The organism is Janthinobacterium sp. BJB426 (genome assembly GCF_002735705.1).
GTDB lineage: Bacteria > Pseudomonadota > Gammaproteobacteria > Burkholderiales > Burkholderiaceae_D > Janthinobacterium.
In genome coordinates, this window is sequence record NZ_PDZL01000016.1 from 111,337 (window position 1) to 131,764 (window position 20,428).

18 protein-coding genes are annotated in these 20,428 nt (G+C 62.1%); 7 read left to right on the forward strand and 11 right to left on the reverse strand.

Annotated elements, in window-relative coordinates; genetic code table 11:
• Positions 1 to 44 precede the first annotated feature (44 nt).
• Positions 45 to 2,126: a TonB-dependent receptor plug domain-containing protein gene (locus CSQ93_RS22160; protein ID WP_233516295.1), complete on the reverse strand. Its 2,082-nt coding sequence runs from the start codon at positions 2,124 to 2,126 to the stop codon at positions 45 to 47.
• A gap of 383 nt (positions 2,127 to 2,509) precedes the next feature.
• Between CSQ93_RS22160 and asd the strand changes: the two genes are divergently transcribed.
• Positions 2,510 to 3,358, forward strand: coding sequence for an archaetidylserine decarboxylase (gene asd / locus CSQ93_RS22165; RefSeq protein WP_099379896.1), 849 nt, complete (start codon positions 2,510 to 2,512; stop codon positions 3,356 to 3,358).
• A gap of 152 nt (positions 3,359 to 3,510) precedes the next feature.
• On the opposite strand, the gene CSQ93_RS22170 is transcribed toward asd, so the two are convergent.
• Positions 3,511 to 4,416: a LysR family transcriptional regulator gene (locus tag CSQ93_RS22170; RefSeq protein WP_099379897.1), complete on the reverse strand. Its 906-nt coding sequence runs from the start codon at positions 4,414 to 4,416 to the stop codon at positions 3,511 to 3,513.
• Positions 4,417 to 4,540: 124 nt separating this feature from the next.
• On the opposite strand from CSQ93_RS22170, the gene CSQ93_RS22175 reads away from it, so the two are divergent.
• The 3 genes from CSQ93_RS22175 (at position 4,541) to CSQ93_RS22185 (ending at position 7,151) form a co-directional block, all read left to right on the forward strand.
• Positions 4,541 to 5,140, forward strand: coding sequence for an FMN-dependent NADH-azoreductase (locus CSQ93_RS22175; RefSeq protein ID WP_099379898.1), 600 nt, complete (start codon positions 4,541 to 4,543; stop codon positions 5,138 to 5,140).
• Between the two features lie 67 nt (positions 5,141 to 5,207).
• On the forward strand, positions 5,208 to 6,083 hold the full coding sequence (locus CSQ93_RS22180) for a pirin family protein (RefSeq protein ID WP_099379899.1): 876 nt from the start codon (positions 5,208 to 5,210) through the stop codon (positions 6,081 to 6,083).
• Between the two features lie 117 nt (positions 6,084 to 6,200).
• Positions 6,201 to 7,151 carry a cation diffusion facilitator family transporter gene (locus CSQ93_RS22185; protein WP_099379900.1) on the forward strand — a complete coding sequence of 317 codons (951 nt, stop codon included), beginning with the start codon at positions 6,201 to 6,203 and terminating at the stop codon, positions 7,149 to 7,151.
• Positions 7,152 to 7,231: 80 nt separating this feature from the next.
• Here the strand turns inward: CSQ93_RS22185 and CSQ93_RS22190 are convergent, their stop codons facing one another.
• The 3 genes from CSQ93_RS22190 to CSQ93_RS22200 are packed head-to-tail and all read right to left on the reverse strand — an operon-like array spanning position 7,232 to position 10,802.
• Positions 7,232 to 9,484: a RelA/SpoT family protein gene (locus CSQ93_RS22190; protein WP_099379901.1), complete on the reverse strand. Its 2,253-nt coding sequence runs from the start codon at positions 9,482 to 9,484 to the stop codon at positions 7,232 to 7,234.
• Between the two features lie 39 nt (positions 9,485 to 9,523).
• Positions 9,524 to 9,874, reverse strand: a complete 351-nt coding sequence (locus tag CSQ93_RS22195) for a RidA family protein (RefSeq protein WP_099379902.1) — start codon at positions 9,872 to 9,874, stop codon at positions 9,524 to 9,526.
• Positions 9,875 to 9,920: 46 nt separating this feature from the next.
• Positions 9,921 to 10,802, reverse strand: a complete 882-nt coding sequence (locus CSQ93_RS22200) for an alpha/beta fold hydrolase (RefSeq protein ID WP_099379903.1) — start codon at positions 10,800 to 10,802, stop codon at positions 9,921 to 9,923.
• Positions 10,803 to 11,151: 349 nt separating this feature from the next.
• On the opposite strand from CSQ93_RS22200, the gene CSQ93_RS22205 reads away from it, so the two are divergent.
• Together CSQ93_RS22205 and CSQ93_RS22210 are read left to right on the forward strand one after the other, a co-directional pair.
• A complete protein-coding gene (locus CSQ93_RS22205) occupies positions 11,152 to 12,489 on the forward strand; it encodes a dicarboxylate/amino acid:cation symporter (RefSeq protein WP_233516296.1) in 1,338 nt (445 codons plus the stop codon).
• A gap of 249 nt (positions 12,490 to 12,738) precedes the next feature.
• Positions 12,739 to 13,152 carry a DoxX family protein gene (locus CSQ93_RS22210; RefSeq protein ID WP_099379905.1) on the forward strand — a complete coding sequence of 138 codons (414 nt, stop codon included), beginning with the start codon at positions 12,739 to 12,741 and terminating at the stop codon, positions 13,150 to 13,152.
• A gap of 66 nt (positions 13,153 to 13,218) precedes the next feature.
• On the opposite strand, the gene fecA is transcribed toward CSQ93_RS22210, so the two are convergent.
• From fecA to CSQ93_RS22235, 5 genes are all read right to left on the reverse strand, one after another.
• Positions 13,219 to 15,588 carry a TonB-dependent Fe(3+) dicitrate receptor FecA gene (gene fecA / locus CSQ93_RS22215; RefSeq protein ID WP_099379906.1) on the reverse strand — a complete coding sequence of 790 codons (2,370 nt, stop codon included), beginning with the start codon at positions 15,586 to 15,588 and terminating at the stop codon, positions 13,219 to 13,221.
• Positions 15,589 to 15,672: 84 nt separating this feature from the next.
• Positions 15,673 to 16,653 carry a FecR domain-containing protein gene (locus CSQ93_RS22220; RefSeq protein ID WP_099379907.1) on the reverse strand — a complete coding sequence of 327 codons (981 nt, stop codon included), beginning with the start codon at positions 16,651 to 16,653 and terminating at the stop codon, positions 15,673 to 15,675.
• Between the two features lies 1 nt (position 16,654).
• Positions 16,655 to 17,185, reverse strand: a complete 531-nt coding sequence (locus CSQ93_RS22225) for a sigma-70 family RNA polymerase sigma factor (protein WP_099379921.1) — start codon at positions 17,183 to 17,185, stop codon at positions 16,655 to 16,657.
• Between the two features lie 155 nt (positions 17,186 to 17,340).
• A complete protein-coding gene (locus tag CSQ93_RS22230; protein WP_035818065.1) occupies positions 17,341 to 17,991 on the reverse strand; it encodes a CoA transferase subunit B in 651 nt (216 codons plus the stop codon).
• Positions 17,992 to 18,011: 20 nt separating this feature from the next.
• Entirely contained in the window at positions 18,012 to 18,713 is a 702-nt protein-coding gene (locus CSQ93_RS22235; protein ID WP_034784215.1) for a CoA transferase subunit A, read from the reverse strand.
• A 147-nt stretch (positions 18,714 to 18,860) separates the two neighbouring features.
• On the opposite strand from CSQ93_RS22235, the gene CSQ93_RS22240 reads away from it, so the two are divergent.
• The gene (locus CSQ93_RS22240; protein ID WP_046684925.1) at positions 18,861 to 19,427 is read left to right on the forward strand and encodes a LuxR C-terminal-related transcriptional regulator; all 567 of its coding nucleotides are present in this window, start codon (positions 18,861 to 18,863) and stop codon (positions 19,425 to 19,427) included.
• A gap of 22 nt (positions 19,428 to 19,449) precedes the next feature.
• Here CSQ93_RS22240 and CSQ93_RS22245 read toward each other — a convergent pair whose 3' ends face one another.
• Positions 19,450 to 20,226, reverse strand: a complete 777-nt coding sequence (locus CSQ93_RS22245) for an SDR family oxidoreductase (RefSeq protein WP_034752351.1) — start codon at positions 20,224 to 20,226, stop codon at positions 19,450 to 19,452.
• Positions 20,227 to 20,428 lie beyond the last annotated feature (202 nt).

Genomic DNA, 20,428 nt, shown 5'->3' on the forward strand with positions numbered 1-20,428 from the left:
CAGCGGGGATGCCGGCCGGGGTTTTCAGTATGAGAACGTCGCGATCAGAACTTCATTTCCAGGGTCGCGCGCGCCTGCGGCGAACTCGGTGAAATGCTGTTGCGGGCTATCGTGCCGCTGGCGTCCGCATACGTGGTGGTGCTTTCGAAGTCTTGCGCCAGCAAGTTCGACACGGCCAGGCGCAACTGGTTCTTCGCATCGAATTTCCACAGCGCATAAAGGTCGAGGTCGCGCCGCGGCGACGTATAGGCGCTCTGGCGCTCGGTGATGCGCACGGGGCCGCCATTGCGGAAGTTGAAGCTGCCACCCGTCGTCAGCACACCATCCGGCGTCTTGTAATCGAGACCGAAGTTGCCGCTGACGGGGGTTTGCTGGTCGAGCCGGTTGTTTGGCCCCGGCACCTGCTCCACCTGCGACCAGTTGCGGCTGACGCTGGCGCGCAGGTCGATGGCCGGCACGGGCGCCGCCAGCACGGCGCGCAGCGGGAACTTCGCTTCCAGTTCCAGTGTCTGAGTATTCGCGCGGCCATCATTGACGGGCGTGGAGACCCAGCGATCATTGATGAACAGCAAGCCCTGGCGCGTGTAGCCATCGATGCGGCGGGCCGAGGCGCGCGCGCTGAGCAAGGCGCCTTCGGCCCAGTAGTGCTCGTACGAGGCATCGATGCCCAGCGCCAGCTCCGGTTTCAGGTAAGGATTGCCTTCACGGTCGGGGTCCGTCTGGCTATTGTTGGTCGAGGTATTACGACGCGGAATCAGGCTTGCCGTGGGTTGCGCCTTGTAGGTGCGCGTCAGGGCCAGACGGACCTGGTCGCCCTTGGTATCAGGCAACTTCCACAGGGTTTGCAACAGCGGACTCCACACGCTGGTGCGCTGCTGCACTTCATCATAAGTGTTGCCTGCGCTGCGCGTGTCGATGCCCTCCCAGCGCACGCCCGCATACATCGACCAGCGCGGCGTGATTTCCCAGTCGTCCTGCACAAACAGGGCCAGGCGCTTGATGGTGGCGTCGAAACCTTCGTCGCTGTCGACGGGCGGGCGCGCACCCAGGGCAGACAGTGCCGCTTCGCGCTGGCGGCGCGTTTCCTCGCGCTCCGTGTAGGCGCCATCCCAGCCCATCGACAGGGCGTGGCCGGGCAGCAAGGGCGTGGAGTACTTGCCGGTGGAACTGACGCCGTTTTCCGTCGCCTTCACGCCCACCTTGCGGTCGAGCGCCAGGCCGCTGCCATCGACAAAGCCTTGCTGCAGGCTGTCGGACGTATTGCGGGCGGCCGAGGCGCCGATTTTCAATTCCAGCCGGGCGCCGCCGGCCAGCTTGTGCATCCACGTCAGGTCGCTGCGGCCGAAGGCATTGTGGTTGCTGGAGCTGCCCGTATTGGTGTCGTAATCGGGGCGCAAGCCCTGCTCCGTCTCGGCGCGGCTGAAATTGCGGTGATTCGAGCGCCCGCCATTGAAGAAGAATTGCGCCGTCACATTATCGCCGTTGACCAGCACCCAGTTCAGGCGCGGCGACAGATTGATGCCTTCCGGGCGGCCATCGCCCGTGCCATTCGTGCGGCGCAGCAGGTTTTGCCGGCCATCGGGCGCATAGCCCAGTTCCAGTCCGGGATTGTCGTAATGGTAGTCGTAGCGGAACAGCGAGCCGGCAAGCGAATACGAGAAGTTGCCGTCGCGGTCGGACAGTTGCACGTTCACGCTGGGCGAAAAGCTCACGTCGCTGCCCTGCACGCCCAGCTTGAGTTCGCGCTGCGCCGTCTTCACGGCTTTCTTGAGCACCACATTGATGGTGCCGGCAATCGACTGCGTGCTGTATTCGGCGCTGGCCGCATGCAAAATCTCGATGCGTTCGATCACGTCCGGCGACAGGGTGTCGAGCGAAAAACCGGCCGGCGCCCGCTCGCCGTTGAGCAATATCTGCGTGTAGCCGCTGCCCAGGCCCCGCATGCGAATTTCGCCGCCCGAACGCCCGGCCGCGCCGGAAACCGTGATGCCGGGCAAGCGCTTGAGCACATCGGTGACATTCGTGTCGCCATACTTGAGGATTTCCTCGCTGCCCACGACCATCTTGCTGGCCGTATCGTCGCGGCGCGGATCATAGCCGCTGCCCTTGACTTCCACGGTTTGCATCGCGGGCGCGGCGGGCTTTCCAGCCTTCAGCGGTGCAGCGGCGGACTCAGAGGCTGGCGTTTCGGATTGCTGGGCCTGGGCATTCCAGGCAAACAGGACAGCGGAACAAAGGACGGTAAGGCGAAGGCAACGGCGTGGCATCATGACCTGGCTAAAAAAGTTGGCTGAATAAAAATGGCTAAAAGCTAAAAAACAGGCCGCTGTATTGTGCTGTAATTTTTTCCGAGTGGCACAGTTTCCTGAAAATATTTCCTATGGCAAATTAAATTCGGCGGCCGGCTGCGATACGCACCCTTGCATACGGCGCATAGTATTGCGCGCCACATCGCCGCTATAATGCGTTTTCACCATTGTTCCCATCACCCCGTCAAAGGCTTCCCATCGTGTCTGACCGTCTTGCCGTTTTGCCTCAATATCTGCTGCCCAAGGGAGCGCTGACCAATTTTGCCGGCCGTGTCGCCGGTGCCAAGGGCGGCGCCATGACGACGCGTTTGATCCGCTGGTTCGTCGGCCGCTACAACGTCAACATGGATGAGGCGCTGGACCCGGACATCACGCACTACACGAGCTTCAACGACTTTTTCACGCGCGCGCTGCGCCCGGACGCCCGTCCGCTGGCCCAGGCCGACTACGTCTGCCCCGTCGATGGACGCATCAGCCAGTTCGGCAGCATCGACAAGGACCAGATCTTCCAGGCCAAGGGCCACAACTTCAGCACGACGGCCCTGGTCGGCGGCGATGCGGCCCTGGCGGCCCAGTTCGAACACGGCAGCTTCGCCAATCTGTACCTGAGCCCGCGCGACTACCACCGCATCCACATGCCCTGCGATGGCCGTCTGACGCGCATGATTTATGTTCCCGGTGAATTGTTCTCCGTCAACCCGACGACGGCGCGCGGCATTCCCGGCCTGTTCGCCCGCAACGAGCGCGTCGTCTGCGTGTTCGATACGGCCAACGGTCCCTTCGTCATGACCCTGGTGGGCGCCACCATCGTCGGCAGCATGGCCACCGTCTGGCACGGCGTCGTCAACCCACCCCGCACAGGCCAGATACGCGACTGGAGCTATGCGAACGACAATGTCGTGCTGAAACAGGGCGAAGAGCTGGGCCGCTTCCTGCTCGGCTCCACCGTCGTCATGCTGTTCCCGAAAGGCACAGTCGATTTCAATGCCGGCTGGCAGCCAGCCGGCCCCGTACAGCTGGGCGAAGTCATGGGCAACCGGCCTAAATAGATCAAGGCTCTGCGCCCTCCACTGACCTGTCAACGCCTGACAAAACCGTAGCGAGCGGAAGGGAGCTGTGGCCGAGAAGCGCAACTGTACGAAGGTACAGTGAGCATCGCAGGCCATAGATCACGACGCGCAGTAGGTTTTGACAGCCGTTACTAAACAGGCGCGTCGGTTTGGTACATTTCCTCCATTAGGTCGAGAAACGCGCGCGTCTTGGCCGGCATCAAGCGCCGGCCGGGAAACACGGCCCAGCCCGTGACCAGCGGAAAACTCCACTCGGGCAGCACGCGCACCAATTCCCCCGTCGCCACATACGGCTTGGCAAAGCGGTCTGTGCTGGCCGCAATGCCCACGCCCGTGCAGGCCATACGCACCAGCAATTCCGGCGAATTGGCCAGCAGGCGCACGGGCAGATCGCGCTCCCACGTCGTCTTGCCGCGGATCAAAGTCCAGTGCACGAGGCCATGCACGGCCCGTGGCAAGCTCAATAAATCGTGGCCATACAAATCGTCGGGATGCTCGGGCAAGCCGTGCACGCTCGTGTATTGCGGCGAGGCATACAGCGCCAGAGTGCTGAAGGCCACACGGCGCGCGGCCAGGCTGGCGTCATCGGGCAAATTACCCATGCGGATGGCCAGGTCGAAATTTTCTTCCAGTAAATCCACCCGGCGCGCCGACAAGTCCAGTTCCAGAGAAATGGCGGGATAGCGGCGCACGAACTCGGCCAGCACCTGACGCATCAGGGTGTCACCGAAATCGGCCGGCATGGAAATGCGCAGCAAGCCGCTGGGTCCTGCCTGGCGGTGCTGCGCCAGGGCGCCAGCCGCCTCCGTTTCTTCCACCACCTTGCGCGCATGCTCGAGCAGGCTGGCGCCGAACTCCGTCAGCGCCAGCTTGCGCGTGGTGCGCAGCAACAGCCGTTCGCCCAATTTCGCTTCCAGCAGCGAGATGCGGCGCGACAAGGTCGACTTGGGCAAGTCCACGCGCACGGCGGCACGACTGAAACTGCCGCACTCGACGACGCGGGCGAACAGCAGCAAATCTCCGGGATCGATATTCATACGCTACCTTTACGCTCAATTGTTCCATGAGTGGATTAATGTTATCCATTTTAACGGCTTCCGCATCAATTTTGGAATTGCTATAGTTCATCCATCGCAAGACACCTCACAACGGAGAAACAAGATGAACATCCTGCAAATCAATTCCAGCGCCCGCAGCACCGGTTCCGCCTCGACCCGTTTGGCTGACGCCATCGCTAGCCGCGTACAAGCGGCCAACCCCGGCGCCACCCTGGTCCGCCGCGACCTGGCTGCCGCACCGCACCCCGTGCTCGACGAGCCGACCCTGCAAGCGCTGTTCACGCCAGCGGACAAGCGCACGCCGGAGCAGGCGGCCCGCATCGCCCTGGACGACGCGCTGATTGCGCAAGTGCAAGCAGCTGACGTGATCGTCATCGGCGCGCCGATGTACAACTTCGGTATCACCGTGCAACTGAAAAGCTGGTTCGACGCGATTGCCCGCGCCAACGTCACCTTCAAGTACACGGAAAACGGCCCTGTTGGCCTGCTGACCGGCAAGAAAGTCTACGTGGGCCTGTCCCGCGGCGGCTTGCACCGCGACAGCGCCAACGATAGCCAGGTGCCTTACCTGAACACCATGTTCGGCTTCCTGGGCCTGACCGACGTGCAATACGTGTATTCGGAAGGCATGGGCATGGGCCCGGAAGCCGTGGCCAAGGCGCAAGCGCAAGCGGACGCCGAGATCAACGCCATCCTGGTGTGATCCCGATGTAATCCCAGCAGTGAAAGGGGCGGCGCACTGGCGCCGTCCTGGCCTAGAGGAGAAAGCAATGAGCGACATCATCACCGTCAACAAGCCACGCGCCATCGAGCGCGTGATCGCCGGCCAGGCCGTCATGGATGGCGCCGGCGTGAAGATCAACCGCGTGCTGACGCAGCAGCTGCAGCGCCGTCTCGACCCGTTTTTGATGCTCGACAATTTCGCCAGCGACAAGCCGAACGACTATATCGCCGGCTTCCCCGAGCATCCGCACCGCGGCTTTGAAACGGTGTCGTACATGATCACGGGGCGCATGCGCCACAAGGACAGCGCCGGCCACGAAGGCTTGCTGACCTCGGGCGGCGTGCAATGGATGACGGCCGGCAGCGGCGTGATCCACTCGGAAATGCCGGAGCAGGAAGAAGGCGTCATGGAAGGTTTTCAGCTGTGGTTGAACCTGCCCGCGCGCGACAAGATGCGCACGCCGTGGTACCGCGATTTCACCAGCAGCGAAATCCCCCGCTACACGACGGACGCTGGCGTGGCCGTGCAAGTGATCGCCGGCGAGAGCCATGGCGTGACGGGCGCCGTGCAGCGTGAACTGACGGAACCGTTGTATCTCGATATCGACTTGCCGGCCGGCAGCAGTTTCGAGCAGTCCTTGCCGCCAGGCCATAACGCCTTCCTCTACACCTTCCGTGGCGAAGTGCAGGTGGACGGCAAGGCCGTGCCCGCCTTGCGCATGGCCATCTTCGCCAACACGCCAGGCAGCGACGGCGTGCGCATCGACGCGCCCGAAGGCGGCCGCGTGATCCTCGTCGCCGGCCAGCCCTTGAACGAGCCCATCGCGCAATATGGCCCGTTTGTCATGAATACCCAGGCGGAAGTATTCCAGGCCGTGCAGGATTTCCGCGAAGGTAAGTTTGGCGAGACGGCAGTACAGTAACATTGTTTGTTCCAGGTAAAACCTGCAGCGCCTCCGGGCCTGCAGGTTTTTTTACGTGCCGACTATGTTGTTGCTTTTCAATTACACTGACGGCAACATCATTCCACAAAGCATTCCATGCAGCCGACGCACACCGAACACGACGCCACCCATTTGCACGCCCACCTGAAAGGCGACGCCAAGCACACCCACTCGTTCGAGGGACGCAGCCAGAGCATCCTCGCGTGGGCGCTGGGCCTGACCCTGTCATTTGCCGGCATCGAGGTGGCGGCCGGCTTCCTGTCCAATTCGCTGGCCCTGATTTCCGACGCGGGCCACATGGTCACGGACGCGGCAGCGCTGGGCCTGGCACTGCTGGCGCAGCTCATCGCGCGCCGCCCGCCCTCGCCGCGCCATTCGTTCGGCTTTGGCCGCGCCGAAGCGCTGGCCGCCTTCGTCAACGGCCTGGCCATGCTGTGCGTGGTGGGCTGGATCTGCTATGAAGCTGCGCTGCGCTTTTCCTCCCCGCAACCCGTCAAGGGCGGCATGGTCTTCATCGTCGCCTTTATCGGCCTGGCGATCAACGTGGTGGTGGCGTGGGTATTGTCGAAAGACAAGCAAAGCGTCAACACGCGCGCCGCCCTCGTGCATGTGATGGGCGACTTGCTCGGCTCGGTCGCCGCCATCGTCGCCGGCGCCGTCATTTACTTTACGGGCTGGATGCAGATCGACCCGCTGCTGTCCGTGCTGGTCTCCCTGCTGATCCTGAAATCCACGTTCGGCGTGCTGCGCGAGTCGTACCACTTCCTGATGGAAGGCGTGCCCATGCATATCGACTACATTCAGGTGGGCGCGGACGTGGAGCAAGTGGACGGCGTGATTGCCGTGCACGACCTGCATGTGTGGGACATGTCGCCCGGCCAGCCGGCCCTGATCGGCCACGTGGAAATCGAGCACCTCGACCATTGGCCGAAGGTATTGCGGGCGATCAAGAAGATGTTATTGAGTAAGCATGGCATCGACCATATTACTCTGCAGCCTGAGACGGCAGCGATGGCGGGGTTGCATCAGGGTGACAAAACCCACTAGCAAGGACTGGGGTCAGACCCCCGGCCACGTTAGCGCAGAGCTCTGCGTTAGCGAGCTTGAGGGTCTGACCCCAAGATACACTAACTTCTGCGTGCCTCTAACACGCCACTGACATCCTTGATCACATTCAGCGCCTTCAACAACTGCGCCGTCGAGCTGATCTCGGCCGTAAAGGTCATGCGGGCCTGGCCCTTGGCGCTTTGGGTGTTGACGCCAATCACGTTGATCTTTTCGCGCGAAAAGATTTCGGAGATGTCGCGCAGCAAGCCCTGGCGGTCGCCGGCCAGGATGAAGATATCGACCGGATACACGGTGTCGTGCCCGCCCGTGCTGCCCCATTCCGTGAAGATCACCCGTTCGGGCGACTTGGCGCGCATTTCCTCGAAGTTTTTACACGTGGCGCGGTGGATCGACACACCCTTGCCGCGCGTCACAAAACCGACGATGCTGTCCGGCGGCGCCGGCTTGCAGCACTTGGCCAGCACCGTCATCAAGCCTTCGGTGCCCACCACCAGCACACCCGACTTGGCGCCCTGCTCCACGCTGGATGCGCGGCTCTTGCCCACCAGCACGGCGTCTTCCGGCACTACCACTTCGCCATTGTCGTGCAGCGCCTGCTCCACGTGGCGCAGGCTGAACTCATCCTTGCCGACCGACAGGAACAGCTCGTCGACTTTCGCAAAGCCCAGCTTTTGCGCCAGCGCTTCGAGGTTGACGGCTGTCTTGCCTTCGCGCTGCAAGGACTTTTCCACCAGCGCGCGGCCATGGGCCAGGGTTTCCTGCATGTCGATGGCATGGAACCAGGCACGAATTTTCGAGCGCGTGCGCGTGCTGACGGCGTAGCCGGCGCTGAGCCAGTCGCGCGACGGCCCGGCCGTGCCCGGTGCGCCCTTGGCCGTGATGATTTCGCAGGTCTGGCCGTTTTTCAGTTGCGTATTCAGGGGCACCATGATGCCGTCGACCTTGGCGCCGCGGCAGCGGTGGCCCACGTCCGTGTGCAGGTGATACGCAAAATCGACGGGCGTGGCGCCCACGGGCAATTCCAGCACGCGCGCTTGCGGCGTCATGACGAAGATGCGGTCGTCCAGGGTGGCCGATTTGAGTTTTTCCACCCATTCGCGCTGGATTTCTTCCTGGCCCACGACGGCGTCGGCCACTTCCGTTTTCCAGGCCAGCAACTGGCGCAGCCAGGCGATCTTTTCGTCGTATTTCTGGCCGGCAAAATTCGAACCGCCCTCTTCCTTGTAGCGCCAGTGCGCAGCCACGCCGTATTCGGCAAAGCTGTGCATTTCATTCGTGCGGATTTGCACTTCCAGCGGCCGGCCATCCTCGGCCGTCACCACCGTGTGCAGCGACTGGTAACCGTTCGGTTTCGGCCGCGAAATGTAATCGTCGAATTCTTTCGGGATGGGGGTCCAGATATTGTGGACCACGCCCAGTACCGTGTAGCAAGTTTTCACGTCGGCAACGATGACGCGGAAGGCGCGCACATCGTACAGGGCCGTGAAATCGAGTTCCTTGCCGCGCATCTTGTTCCAGATGCTGTAAATGTGTTTCGGGCGGCCAAATACTTCCGCCTGGATACCGGCCGAAGCCAGTTCCGTCTGCAGGCGCAAAATCGCCGAGGAAACAAAGCCCTCGCGCATCATGCGCTTTTCTTCCAGCATCTTGGCGATGCGTTTATACGCTTCCGGCTCGATGAAGCGGAACGACAAGTCTTCCAGCTCCCACTTCAGCTGCCAGATGCCGAGGCGGTTGGCCAGCGGTGCGTACAGGTCCAGGGTTTCCTTGCCGTACTCGCGCGTCATTTCATTGAACAGTTTTAGTTCGGCAAAGTAACGCAAGGTCGTCACGCAAGAAGCCAGGCGCACCAGCACGACACGCATGTCGGAAGCCATCGCCAGCAACATCTTGCGCAAGGTTTCCACCTGGGCCACGGCTTGCTGCGCCGCATTCTTGCCGCGCCCGCCAGCGCTGCCGTGCTGCGCCTGGGTCAGCGCGCGCAAGCGGATCAGCTGGCGCACGCCTGTTGCCAGGTCGCACACCTGCTTGCCGAAGCGGGGCTCGATATCGGCCGCCGTATCCGGCTCCAGCAGGGTCAGCTCGAACATCAGGCCGGCGATGCGCGTTTCCGCATCGCTGCGCAGGAAAGCCAGCGTGGTGGCCACGCCGACGGCGAAGTCCAGCGCGGAGCGGCCGGCAAAGGTCAGCTTGTCGCCATATGCTTCGGTGGCATACGCGAACGCGTCCAGCACGCGCGCGCTGTCCGGCGCGCTCAAGCCCTCTACCAGTTGTTCCGAGGTGACGCTATTCGGGGCCGAGATGGAAACCATGTGATACCTTTAAACTTAATAACCCAACAACTTGATGACTTAACGCTCTGCAGCGATGATGACGATTTCCACCAGGCAAGCCGGATTGGCCAGCTTCGCTTCCACCGTGGCGCGCGGCGGCGTGTGGCTTGACGCGACCCAGTCGTCCCACACTTCATTCATGCCGGGAAAATCCTTCATGTCGGCGATGTAGATCTGGCACGACAGGATGCAAGTCTTGTCGCTGCCCGCTTCCATCAGCAAACGGTCGACGTGGCCGAGCACTTCGCGCGTCTGGCCGACGATGCCTTGCGTGGTGTCTTCGGCGATCTGGCCAGCCAGGTAGATGGTGTTGTTGTGAATGGCTACTTCGGAGAGGCGTTTGCCTACGTGCAGTCGTGTAATTTCCATGCTTCTTCTTTCGGTTGTTTCAAAATCTGTACAGCGTTACTGATTATTACTTGCCCAGCAAAAACTTGCGCGCGATGGCGATCTGGTCGTCGTGCACGAAAGTGGGCGCATGGCCTACGCCGGCGATTTCCACCAGCTCAGCCTTCGGGCCGCGGCCCAGCATGCGCGTGGCCGTTTCATGCGACAGCAAATCGGATTCCGAGCCGCGCACCAGCAAGGTGGGGCAGCGTACGGCATCATACGCGGCCCACAGCATGGCTTCATCGCTGGCCGCCGATTCCGGCGTGGCCGAGCGGAACGGCATGGCCAGTCCCATATCATAGTGGCGGCGCCAGTGGCCATCCTTATCCTGGCGCAACACATCCACCGCCAGTTTATGCCATTCCGCGTCCGTGTGCGGGCCGAAGCTGGCGGACACGTCGCGCACAAACCTGGCGCCCTGCTCGAAGGTTTCGAAACGCAGGTCCTGGCCGATGTAGTCGCCGATGCGCTGCAAGGCTTCGGGCGCCAGCGTCGGGCCGATATCGTTCAGCACTAGCTTGCTGATCGGGCTGTTGGGCAATGATGCCAGGCCCAGGCCGATCAAGCCGCCCATCGAGGTGCCGAACCAGTCCACCGTCTGGCGCTCGCCGTTGGCCAGCACGCGCGCCAGCAGGGTCACCATGTCGCTCACATATTGCGGTACGCGGTAAAACTGCGGGTTGGCCAGCCAGCCCGAGCGCCCACGCCCCACCACGTCGGGGCAGATCACGCGGTAATCGCTGGCCATAGCGCGCGCCAGGTTGTCGAAGTCGTCCGCCACGCGCGTCACGCCGTGGGCGCAGACGAGCACGTTCGGATTATCGGCCGCGCCCCACTCTTTATACGACATGGTGTGCAAGCCTGCGGGGGAGATACATTGCACTGACTTGATGCTCGCTTCGATCATGCGATTCCTTATAACACCGGAGAAAACCTACTGCGCGTCGGTGTTTGCGGCCTGCGATGCTCACCGTACTTAAGTACGGTTGCGCTTCTCGGCCACAACTCCCTTCCGCTCGCTACGGTTTTATCCGGCGTCGTTATTTGGTAGTAAAAAATAAAGAAACCGGCGATTTGCCGGTTGCCTCGCGCGCGACGCTACGGCAGTGTAGCGCAGCGCGGGCAATGCTCCAAGCACACGCCTGAAATGCTGCGCCGCAGCACAGTGCCGGCACGTTCGCCATGGCGCAATACCCGATATAGCGAAAATGCATATCTGCGGTTATCCACAATTGAGCCGGCCTGGCAATGGGCGGATGATCGCAGCATCAACCCGCAAGAGGAGACCACTCGTGAAAAAACCATTCTATAAAATCCTGTACGTCCAGGTGCTGTTCGCCATCGTCGCTGGCGTACTGCTGGGGGTGTTCTACCCCTCGAACGCCGTCGACATGAAACCGCTGGGCGACGGCTTTATCAAACTGATCAAGATGATCATCGCCCCGGTGATCTTCTGTACCGTGGTCTCCGGCATCGCCGGCATGCAGGACGTGAAGAAAATCGGCCGCGTGGGCGGCAAGGCGCTGCTGTACTTCGAAGTGGTCTCCACCTTCGCGCTGGCCATCGGCTTGCTGGTGGCTAACATCCTCAAACCGGGCGCCGGCTTCAACGCCGATCCGGCCCACCTCGATGCCAAGTCCATCGCGCAATACACGCACGCCGAAGGCTTGACCACCGTCGACTTCCTGATGAATATCATCCCGAAGACCTTCGTCGACGCCTTCGCCAAGGGCGACATCCTGCAAGTACTGTTGATCGCCATCCTGTTCGGCTTTTCGCTGTCCCTGCTGGGCGAGCGCGGCCGTCCGGTCACCAAGCTGATCGACGAACTGTCGCATGCCATCTTCGGCATGGTCAACATCATCATGAAAGTCGCTCCCATCGGCGCATTCGGTGCGATGGCCTTTACCATCGGTAAATACGGTCTGGCTTCGCTGATCCCGCTGGCGAAACTGATGGGTTCGTTCTACCTGACCTGCTTCCTGTTCGTCTTCGTCGTGCTGGGCCTGATCGCCAAGTACACGGGCTTCTCCATCGGCCGCTTCTTGCTGTACATCAAGGAAGAACTGCTGATCGTGCTCGGTACCAGCTCGTCGGAATCGGCCCTGCCGGCCCTGATGAAAAAACTCGAGCGCCTGGGTTGCTCCAAACCAGTCGTCGGCCTGGTCGTGCCTACCGGCTACTCGTTCAACCTGGACGGCACCAACATCTACATGACAATGGCGGCCCTGTTCGTTGCGCAAGCCACGAACACGGAACTGACGATCTGGCAGGAACTGACCATCCTGGGCGTGGCGATGCTGACCTCGAAAGGCGCATCCGGCATCACGGGCGCCGGCTTCATCACCCTGGCTGCCACCCTGGCCGTGGTGCCGACGATTCCCGTGGCCGGCATGGCGCTGATCCTCGGTATCGACCGCTTCATGAGCGAATGCCGCGCGCTGACCAATTTTGTGGGCAACGGCGTGGCCACCATCGTCGTGTCGAAATGGGAAAAAGAACTGGACATGGACAAGCTGCATAGCGAGCTGGCCCATCCAACCCACCCGACCGACGACGCCTACATTGCACCGACCGTGAATATCGTCAAGTAAGCAATACCTTACAGCGAGACATCCTCCTGAAAAGCCCCGCAGATCACTCTGCGGGGCTTTTTTCATGCGCCAGACTGTTGTCAGCATCATCAACAAATAGTAAATCATGTATCAATATTTACTAGGATGATCAATAAATGAAAAACCATTACAGTACTGTCACCTGTTCGCCACCTGGCTCGCGCATAATGACATTGCGTTAATGCAAGCCTGACACCGAACCATCCTCACTTTTGAATGGAGTACGTCATGTCCCTCTCGCCCGCCTTCTACGCCACCTGGAACCCACGCCTGCTGGGCCTGCTGCGCATCATTCTCGGCTTTCTCTTCCTGCAACACGGCACGGCCAAGCTGTTCGGCGCGCCGCATGTGGCCATGTTCGACGGGCTGCAACTGTTTTCCGTGATGGGCGCGGCCGGCGTCATCGAGCTGGTCGGCGGCAGCTTGCTGCTGCTTGGCCTGTTCACCCGCCCCGTCGCCTTCATCCTGTCGGGCCAGATGGCGGCCGCCTACTTCATGGCGCATGCGCCCGCCGGCTTCCTGCCGATCCTGAACGGCGGCGAAATGGCCGTGATGTATTGCTTCACCTTCCTATACTTCGCGGTAGCGGGCGCTGGCGCCTACAGCCTGGACGGCTTGCGCGGCAAGGCTGGCGCGGCATAAAATTTTACTGACAAGATAAAGCCCCGGCACGCACGCGCTTGCCGGGGCTTTTTTACGCTGCGGCGCCTAGAAACGGCTGCTCAGCTGCACATACACGGTGCGCGGCTGGGCCGCATACTTGCCCATGTTGTTGTCGTCAAACGAGCGCGTAAAATAGCGGCGATCAAACAGGTTTTTCATGCCCAGGCTCAGGCGGAATGGGACCGGGCCACCGCCGATATCGACGCTGCCGCGCGCGGCCCACACCCCATAGCCGGGAATGCGGCCATTGTTACCGGCCGCATTTTCCGCCACGCTGTTCGCGCTATCGGCGAACTGCGCACCTTCGAACATGCCGTCGACGCTGGCACTCCACTTGCCCGCCTGGTAGCCGACGCCGGCCGTGCCCTTGTGGCGCGGCGAAAACGGCACTTGCTTGCCGAAGTTCGGGCCGTCTTCCTTGATTGCCGCATCAACCAGCGCGTAGCTCGCATACACATTGACGCCGCGCAAAGCCGGTATGGCGGCCCCCAGTTCATACTGGACGCTGCTTTCGATACCGCGATGGCGCGTCTTGCCGCGCGCATACACGCTATTCGTTTGCTGGTTGCTTTCGTACTGGTTACTGAAGCGGATCAAAAACACATTCGCATCAAGGCGCAAGCCGCCCTGCTGGTAGCGCGTGCCCAGTTCCCACGAACGGGCCTTTTCCGGCTCGGCGCCGCCGCTGACGACGGCATTGGCCATCTTGCTGTACTGCACCGTGCCAAATGAACTGTCGCCGCTCGCATACACATTCCAGGCGTCATTGACGTGGTAAATGGCGTTCAGGGCGGGCAACAGCACGTTGTAGTTGCCGCCATCGCGCTTGCCGTTCAAGTTATTGTCCTGGTAGGACTTGATGCGTTCGTTGCGCAAGCCCGGCGTGATGGTCCAGTTGCCGATGTCGATGCGGTCATCGATGAACAGCGCATGGGCGCGCGTGCTGCCCGACGTGTCACGGTCGATGGGGCTGCTTTCCGTCGGCAGGATGCCGCCCGTCTTCAGGCGCCAGTAGCGCAATTCATGGCTGGCTTCGTCAATGAAGCGGTAGCCCACGCCGATTTCATGGCGCGTCTGCCCTAGGCGAAATGCTTGCGCATAGCGCGTTTCCACGCCGCGCACCGTGTAGCTGCGTGGCGACAGGGTCAGGTTCTTGCCTTGATCCAGGTAGCCGCTGCGCAAGGTGTCCGTATAAAAGGCCTGCACACTGAGCTGGCGCTGGCGGTCTGGCTTGTATTCATACGCGAGACTGGCCAGGTTGCGGCGGCCCCAGAAATTATCGTAGGGCCGCGTCGACTGGTAAGGGTCGCGCGCGAACGCGGCCGTCGTCAAGCCGCCCGGCATGTCGGCCTTGCCTTCATAGTTTTGCAGCATGGCCGTCACCGTGCTTGCGCCATCGATGCGGTAGCGCCCTTTCAGGATCACGTCGTCGATTTTCGTGTCGCTGTGCTCGCGCCAGTCGCTGCCGCGCACGCCGCTGTACAGGATCGCGCCGCCCAGGCCGTTATCCATGGTGCCGCCCAGCATCACGCTGGTGTGCGTCTTGATGCTGTCGCTGGACGAGGATGGGCTTTGCTCGCCCTGCACGCTCACTTCTCCCGAAGCCTTTTCCGGAATCGCCCGCGTGACGAAGTTGACGATGCCGCCCACGTTTTGCGGGCCGTAGCGCACGGCGCCGCCGCCGCGCACCACGTCGACGGCATCCATATTGCCCATGGAAATGGGCGCAAACGACAGCTGTGGCTGACCATACGGCGCGAACGGCACGGGAATGCCATCCATCAACACGGTGGAGCGGGCCGCCAGGCGCGGATTCAAGCCGCGCACGCCGAAGTTCAAGGCCATGTCATGGCTGCCGGTACCGTTATTCGTGGGCGCCAGCACGCCGGGAATGCGGTTGAGCACGTCACGCGCATCCGTGGCGCCCAGGCGCACGATCTCGTCGCGCCCCACCACATTGCGCGCGCCGCCATGTTCGAACACGGATTGCGCATCGGGATGGGCCAGCCAGTTGCCCACCACGGTGATGACGGACATGGCCTGCTCCTGCGCCAGCGGCGTGGCGGACGTGACCCTCAGCAGATAGCTGCCCGGCGCACGCGCCACCGCCTCCAGGCCGCTGCCCGCCAGCAAGCGCTGCAAGGCTTGCGCCGGCGTAAAGCTGCCGCTCAGGGCGGGCGCACTCTTGCCATCGGTCAAGCTGGCGTTGACGGACAGGGCGATGCCCGCCTGGCCCGCGAAGCGGCTCAGGGACGTGCTCAGGGCACCGGCCGGCAAGTCGTACTGGCGCACGGCTTCCACGGCATGCGCCGTGGCGGCTTGCGCGCTGGCAACGGTGGGCAGCGCCAGCAAGGCGAGGTGGATGGCCAGGGCCAGTTGACGGTGGCGGGGCTGGAGGTGGGCGAGGACAGGCATGGGATTCCTTTTCAAAGTGAGATCGGCTTTCACTTGTCTGCCAAGCGAGACGCAAAAAGCGGAACCTGTTTTTGAAAAATATTTTTAGTCGGGCTGATGCCGCGCCGAGACCGACACCCACCACGGCATGTGCTGGCGCACCCGCACGGGCAGGCTCGCTTCGAGCATGGAGAAAATCGTCGGCTGGTCATCGAGCGGATAGGCGCCCACCAGGCGCAAGTGCGCCACTTCGGGCGAGCAACCCAGGTAGCCATGCCGGTAGCGGCCCAATTCTTGCAGGAAATCATCGAGGCGCATGTTATCGGCCAACAACATCCTGCGTGTCCAGGCGGGCGCCGCCGCGCTGGCTGCTACAGGCTGAGCGCTGTGATGTGCGTCAAACTGCGCGCCCTGCCCGGCCGGCACGACGATGGCCGGACCTTGCAGCGGCGTGATTTCCACGGCGCCCTGTTCCACGGACAGTTGCGTGCACCCATCGAACTGGCGCACCTCGAAGCGCGTGCCCAATGCCCGCAGGGTGCCCTGCGCCGTCTGCACCAGCAGGGGCCGCGCAGGCTGCTGCGTGTCGGGCGCACTGCTGACATGAATGCGTCCGCGCCGCAGCACGATGCGCCGCGCCGTCGCGTTGTAGCCAAGCTCGGCCAGGCTGTCCGTATCCAGCTGCAAGATGCCGCCATCAGGCAGGCGCAGCTGGCGCAACTGGCCTACGCCGCTGTCGTAGCCCGTATTGGCCAAGGCCACGCCGGCATCGTCCTCCCGCTTATTCCATTGCCACAGGGCCACGCCACCCACGGCCGCCACCAGCATGGCGGCAAAAGCGCGCCGTCCCTGTGCCGCGCCGCCAGCCAGCGCGGCGCGGGCCGGCGCCGGCGGCAAGCTGCGAAATTGCCCGCTGATGGCCAGCACCTGCTGCCAGGTGGAGGCATGCATGGGATCGGCATCCAGCCAGCGCTGCCATTTGGCCCGTTCCGCCTCGCCCGCCGCATCGGATTCCAGCAAGGCAAACCATTCGGCCGCCTGCTGCAGGATGATGTAGCGCCGCTGAGCCTGTGATGCGGCCGCCACGTCAGTCCGCCAGGCTCAAAGACAGGCACTGCAGCATGACCTGCGCCATGTATTTGCGCACCATGCGCTCGGACACGCCCAGCTCCTGGGCGATCTCGGCATAGGTATGGCCGTCGAGCTGGTGCATCAGAAAGGCGCGGCGCGCCTTGTGCGGCAGGCGCGCCAGCATGGCGTCGGCCTGGTGCAAGGCTTCGAGCACCAGCAGGCGCTCTTCCGGCGACGGTGCCAGCGCTTCCGGCAGGCAAGCGAGCGCTTCGAGATAGGCGCGCTCCACGTCGAGGCGGCGCCAGTGATTCACGGCCAGGCCATGCGCGATCGTGCACAGGTAGGCGCGCGGCTGCAGCAGGGTGACGTGGGCGCGCGACGTCAGCACGCGCAAAAAGGTATCGTGCGCCAAGTCGGCCGCCAAGTGGGCGGAACCCAGCTTGTGGCGCAGCCACGACAGCAGCCAGCCATGATGCTCGCCATACAGCTGTCCCACGGCATCGCCGTGCTGGAGATCAACTGTGAAGAAAGAATGGCTGGCAGGCATGGCGACGGCCCGCCGCACAGGCAAACCATTAAATGAGAAGTATTCTCATTATCAAGCAAAAGCGCCCTCATCGCAAGGCGGGCTGTGGCATTGCGGCCGAACGGACGAAAAAAAAGCGGACATCGCTGTCCGCTTTTTTATCTGCCCATGCGTGTTCAGACTGCCGACACGTCCAGTTCAGCGCCCGTGGCCGCCTGCACCTGCTCCTTGGTCACGCCCGGTGCCAGCTCCACCAGCTTCAGGCCGTTTTCCGTCACGTCGATCACGCCCAGGTCGCTGATGATGACGTCGACCACGCCCACGCCCGTCAGCGGCAAGTCGCACTGCTTGAGCAGCTTGTGCGACGTCGTGCCATCCTTGGCCGTGGCCACGTGTTCCATCAGCACGACCACGCGCTTGACGCCGGCGACTAGGTCCATCGCGCCGCCCATGCCCTTGACCATTTTTCCTGGGATCATCCAGTTCGCCAGGTCGCCCTTTTCCGACACTTGCATGGCGCCCAGGATGGCCAGGTTGATCTTGCCGCCGCGGATCATGCCGAAGGAATCGGCCGAGCTGAAGTAGGCGGCGCCGGGCAAGGCCGTCACTGTCTGCTTGCCAGCGTTGATCAGGTCGGCATCGACTTCCGCGTCGGTGGGGAACGGGCCGATGCCCAATAAACCGTTTTCCGACTGCAGGAACACTTCGATATTTTCCGGCACATAATTCGCCACCAGGGTCGGCAAGCCGATGCCCAGGTTCACATAAAAGCCATCCTGCAATTCCTTTGCCGCGCGTGCGGCCATTTCATCTCTCGTCCAAGCCATGATTATCTCCGTATTCTTCTTTATGCTTCAGTGCGCACGGTGCGCTGCTCGATGCGTTTTTCCGGGTTCGCGTTGACCACGATGCGGTGCACGAAGATGCTCGGCGTGTGGACCTGGTCCGGGTCGATCTCGCCCACTTCGACCAGTTTTTCCACTTCGACGATGGTGATCTTGCCGGCCATGGCCACGTTCGGGTTGAAATTGCGCGCCGTCTTGCGATAAACCAAATTGCCGGCGCGGTCGGCCATGTAGGCTTTCACCAGCGACACATCGGCCACGAGGCTGCGTTCCATCACGTATTGCTCGCCGTCAAATTCGCGGAGCTCCTTGCCATCGGCAACGATGGTGCCCACGCCCGTCTTGGTGAAGAAGGCGGGAATGCCGGCGCCGCCGGCGCGCAGTTTCTCGGCCAGGGTGCCTTGCGGCGTGAATTCCAGTTCCAGCTCGCCCGCCAGGTACTGGCGCGCGAATTCCTTGTTTTCGCCCACGTAGGAGGCGATCATTTTCTTGATCTGCCGCGTGGTCAGCAACTGGCCCAGGCCGAAGCCGTCCACGCCGGCGTTATTCGAAATGGCCGTCAAGCCCGTCACGCCCGAATCGCGCAAGGCGCCGATCAGGGCTTCGGGAATGCCGCACAGGCCGAAGCCGCCGACGGCGATGGTCTGGCCATCTTGGACGATACCGGCCAGCGCCGAGGCGGCGTCAGGATAAACTTTATTCATGGGTGTCCCTCTATCTTTTGTTAAGCTTTGGTCTTGAGTCCATGACTCAGGCAGCGACTCAGCATAAAATACGCGAGTGGAAAGTACAATACCGTAGAACTACCGGCGCCGTGCCAGCAATCCCCCTGTGAGAGTGATACGTATCAGATGAACGCCGCGTCAGCCATCGATTATGAAAGTATCTTCCTGCACGCGCCCGTGGGCATGTGCATGTCGGAAAACCGCATCATGCGCAGCTGCAACGAAGCGCTGGCGGCCATGTTCGGCTATGCGCGCGCCCAGCTGGACGACCAGTCGTTCGAAGTACTCTACCCCACGCACGACGAATTCCTGCGCACAGGTGACCGCATCATCCCCATCATGAACGCCAAAGGCCGCTATTCCGACGAGCGCATCATGCGCCGCAGTAATGGAGAATTGTTCTGGTGCCACGTCACGGGCCACGCCATGCTGCCGAAGGAACCGCTGGGGCCGGGCATCTGGACGTTCGAGGATGTCAGCGAGAAACGTCCCGTGACGGCGGAACTGACCCCGCGCGAGCGCGAAATCGCCGCCCTGCTGGTGGAAGGCAAGACCAGCAAGGTCATCGCCCGCCAGATCGACCTCAGCCCCCGCACGGTGGAAATGCACCGCGCCAAGCTGATGCGCAAGTTCGCCGCCTCGACGTCGTCGGAGCTGGTGCACAAGCTGGTGGGACTGCAGCTGCAGCGCTAGGGCTGCAGCGCAGGCTGGCGCCTTAGAAGGTACTCATGCCGCCGTCTGCGGAAATGATGGCGCCGTTAATAAAGTGCGAATCCTCGCCCGCCAGCAGCAGCAACAGGCCGTCGAGGTCTTCCGGCTTGCCCGGACGTTTATTCGGCAGCATTTCGATCAGCTTCTTGCCCTGCTCGGTGGCGAAGTAATCTTCATTGATTTCCGTGGAAATATAGCCGGGACAGATGGCGTTCGTGTTGATGCCATATTTTCCCCACTCCACGGCCATGGCGCGCGTCATGTGCACCATGCCCGCCTTGCTCATGCAGTACACACCGATCTGCGGCAGCACCTGCAAGCCCGCCATCGAGGCGATATTGATGATGCGGTGCTGTTTTTTCGGGTCGCCCTTGGCGCGCGCGATCATGCGCTTGGCCGTTTGCTGGGCCACGAAGAACGATCCGCGCAGGTTGGTGTCCATCACGAACGAGTAATCTTCGGGCGTCACGTCGACCAGGCGTTGCGTGGTGGAGACACCGGAATTGTTGACGAGGATATCGATGGGGCCCGCTTCCGTTTCCGCGTGCGCGATGGCCGACTTGATACTGGCAAAGTCGGTCACGTCGAGCGAGACCACGTGCGCGGCACCGCCATCGGCTTCGATTTCGGCGCGCAACTCCTTCAGGCGCTCGGTGCGGCGCGACGCCAGCACGACCTGTGCGCCAGCCTGGGCCAGCACTTTCGCAAAGCGCGCGCCAAGGCCGCTCGATGCGCCGGTAATCAGGGCAATCTTGCCCTCGAAATTGACTTCTATGCCCACGAGCTACTCCTGTTTTATTTTAGATAACACTTTACGCCGTGCCGATGGCGCAGGGGCAAAATACCCTGCGCCGCACTTGAGCAAAGGTAAACGCCATCATTACACAAAATGGCCGGATTTAGATTGCGGCGAGGGGCAATGTCACGCAAAATGGCGCCAAAGTTGCAATCCTCGCCAAAAACAAGCACACTCGTGCTTAAAT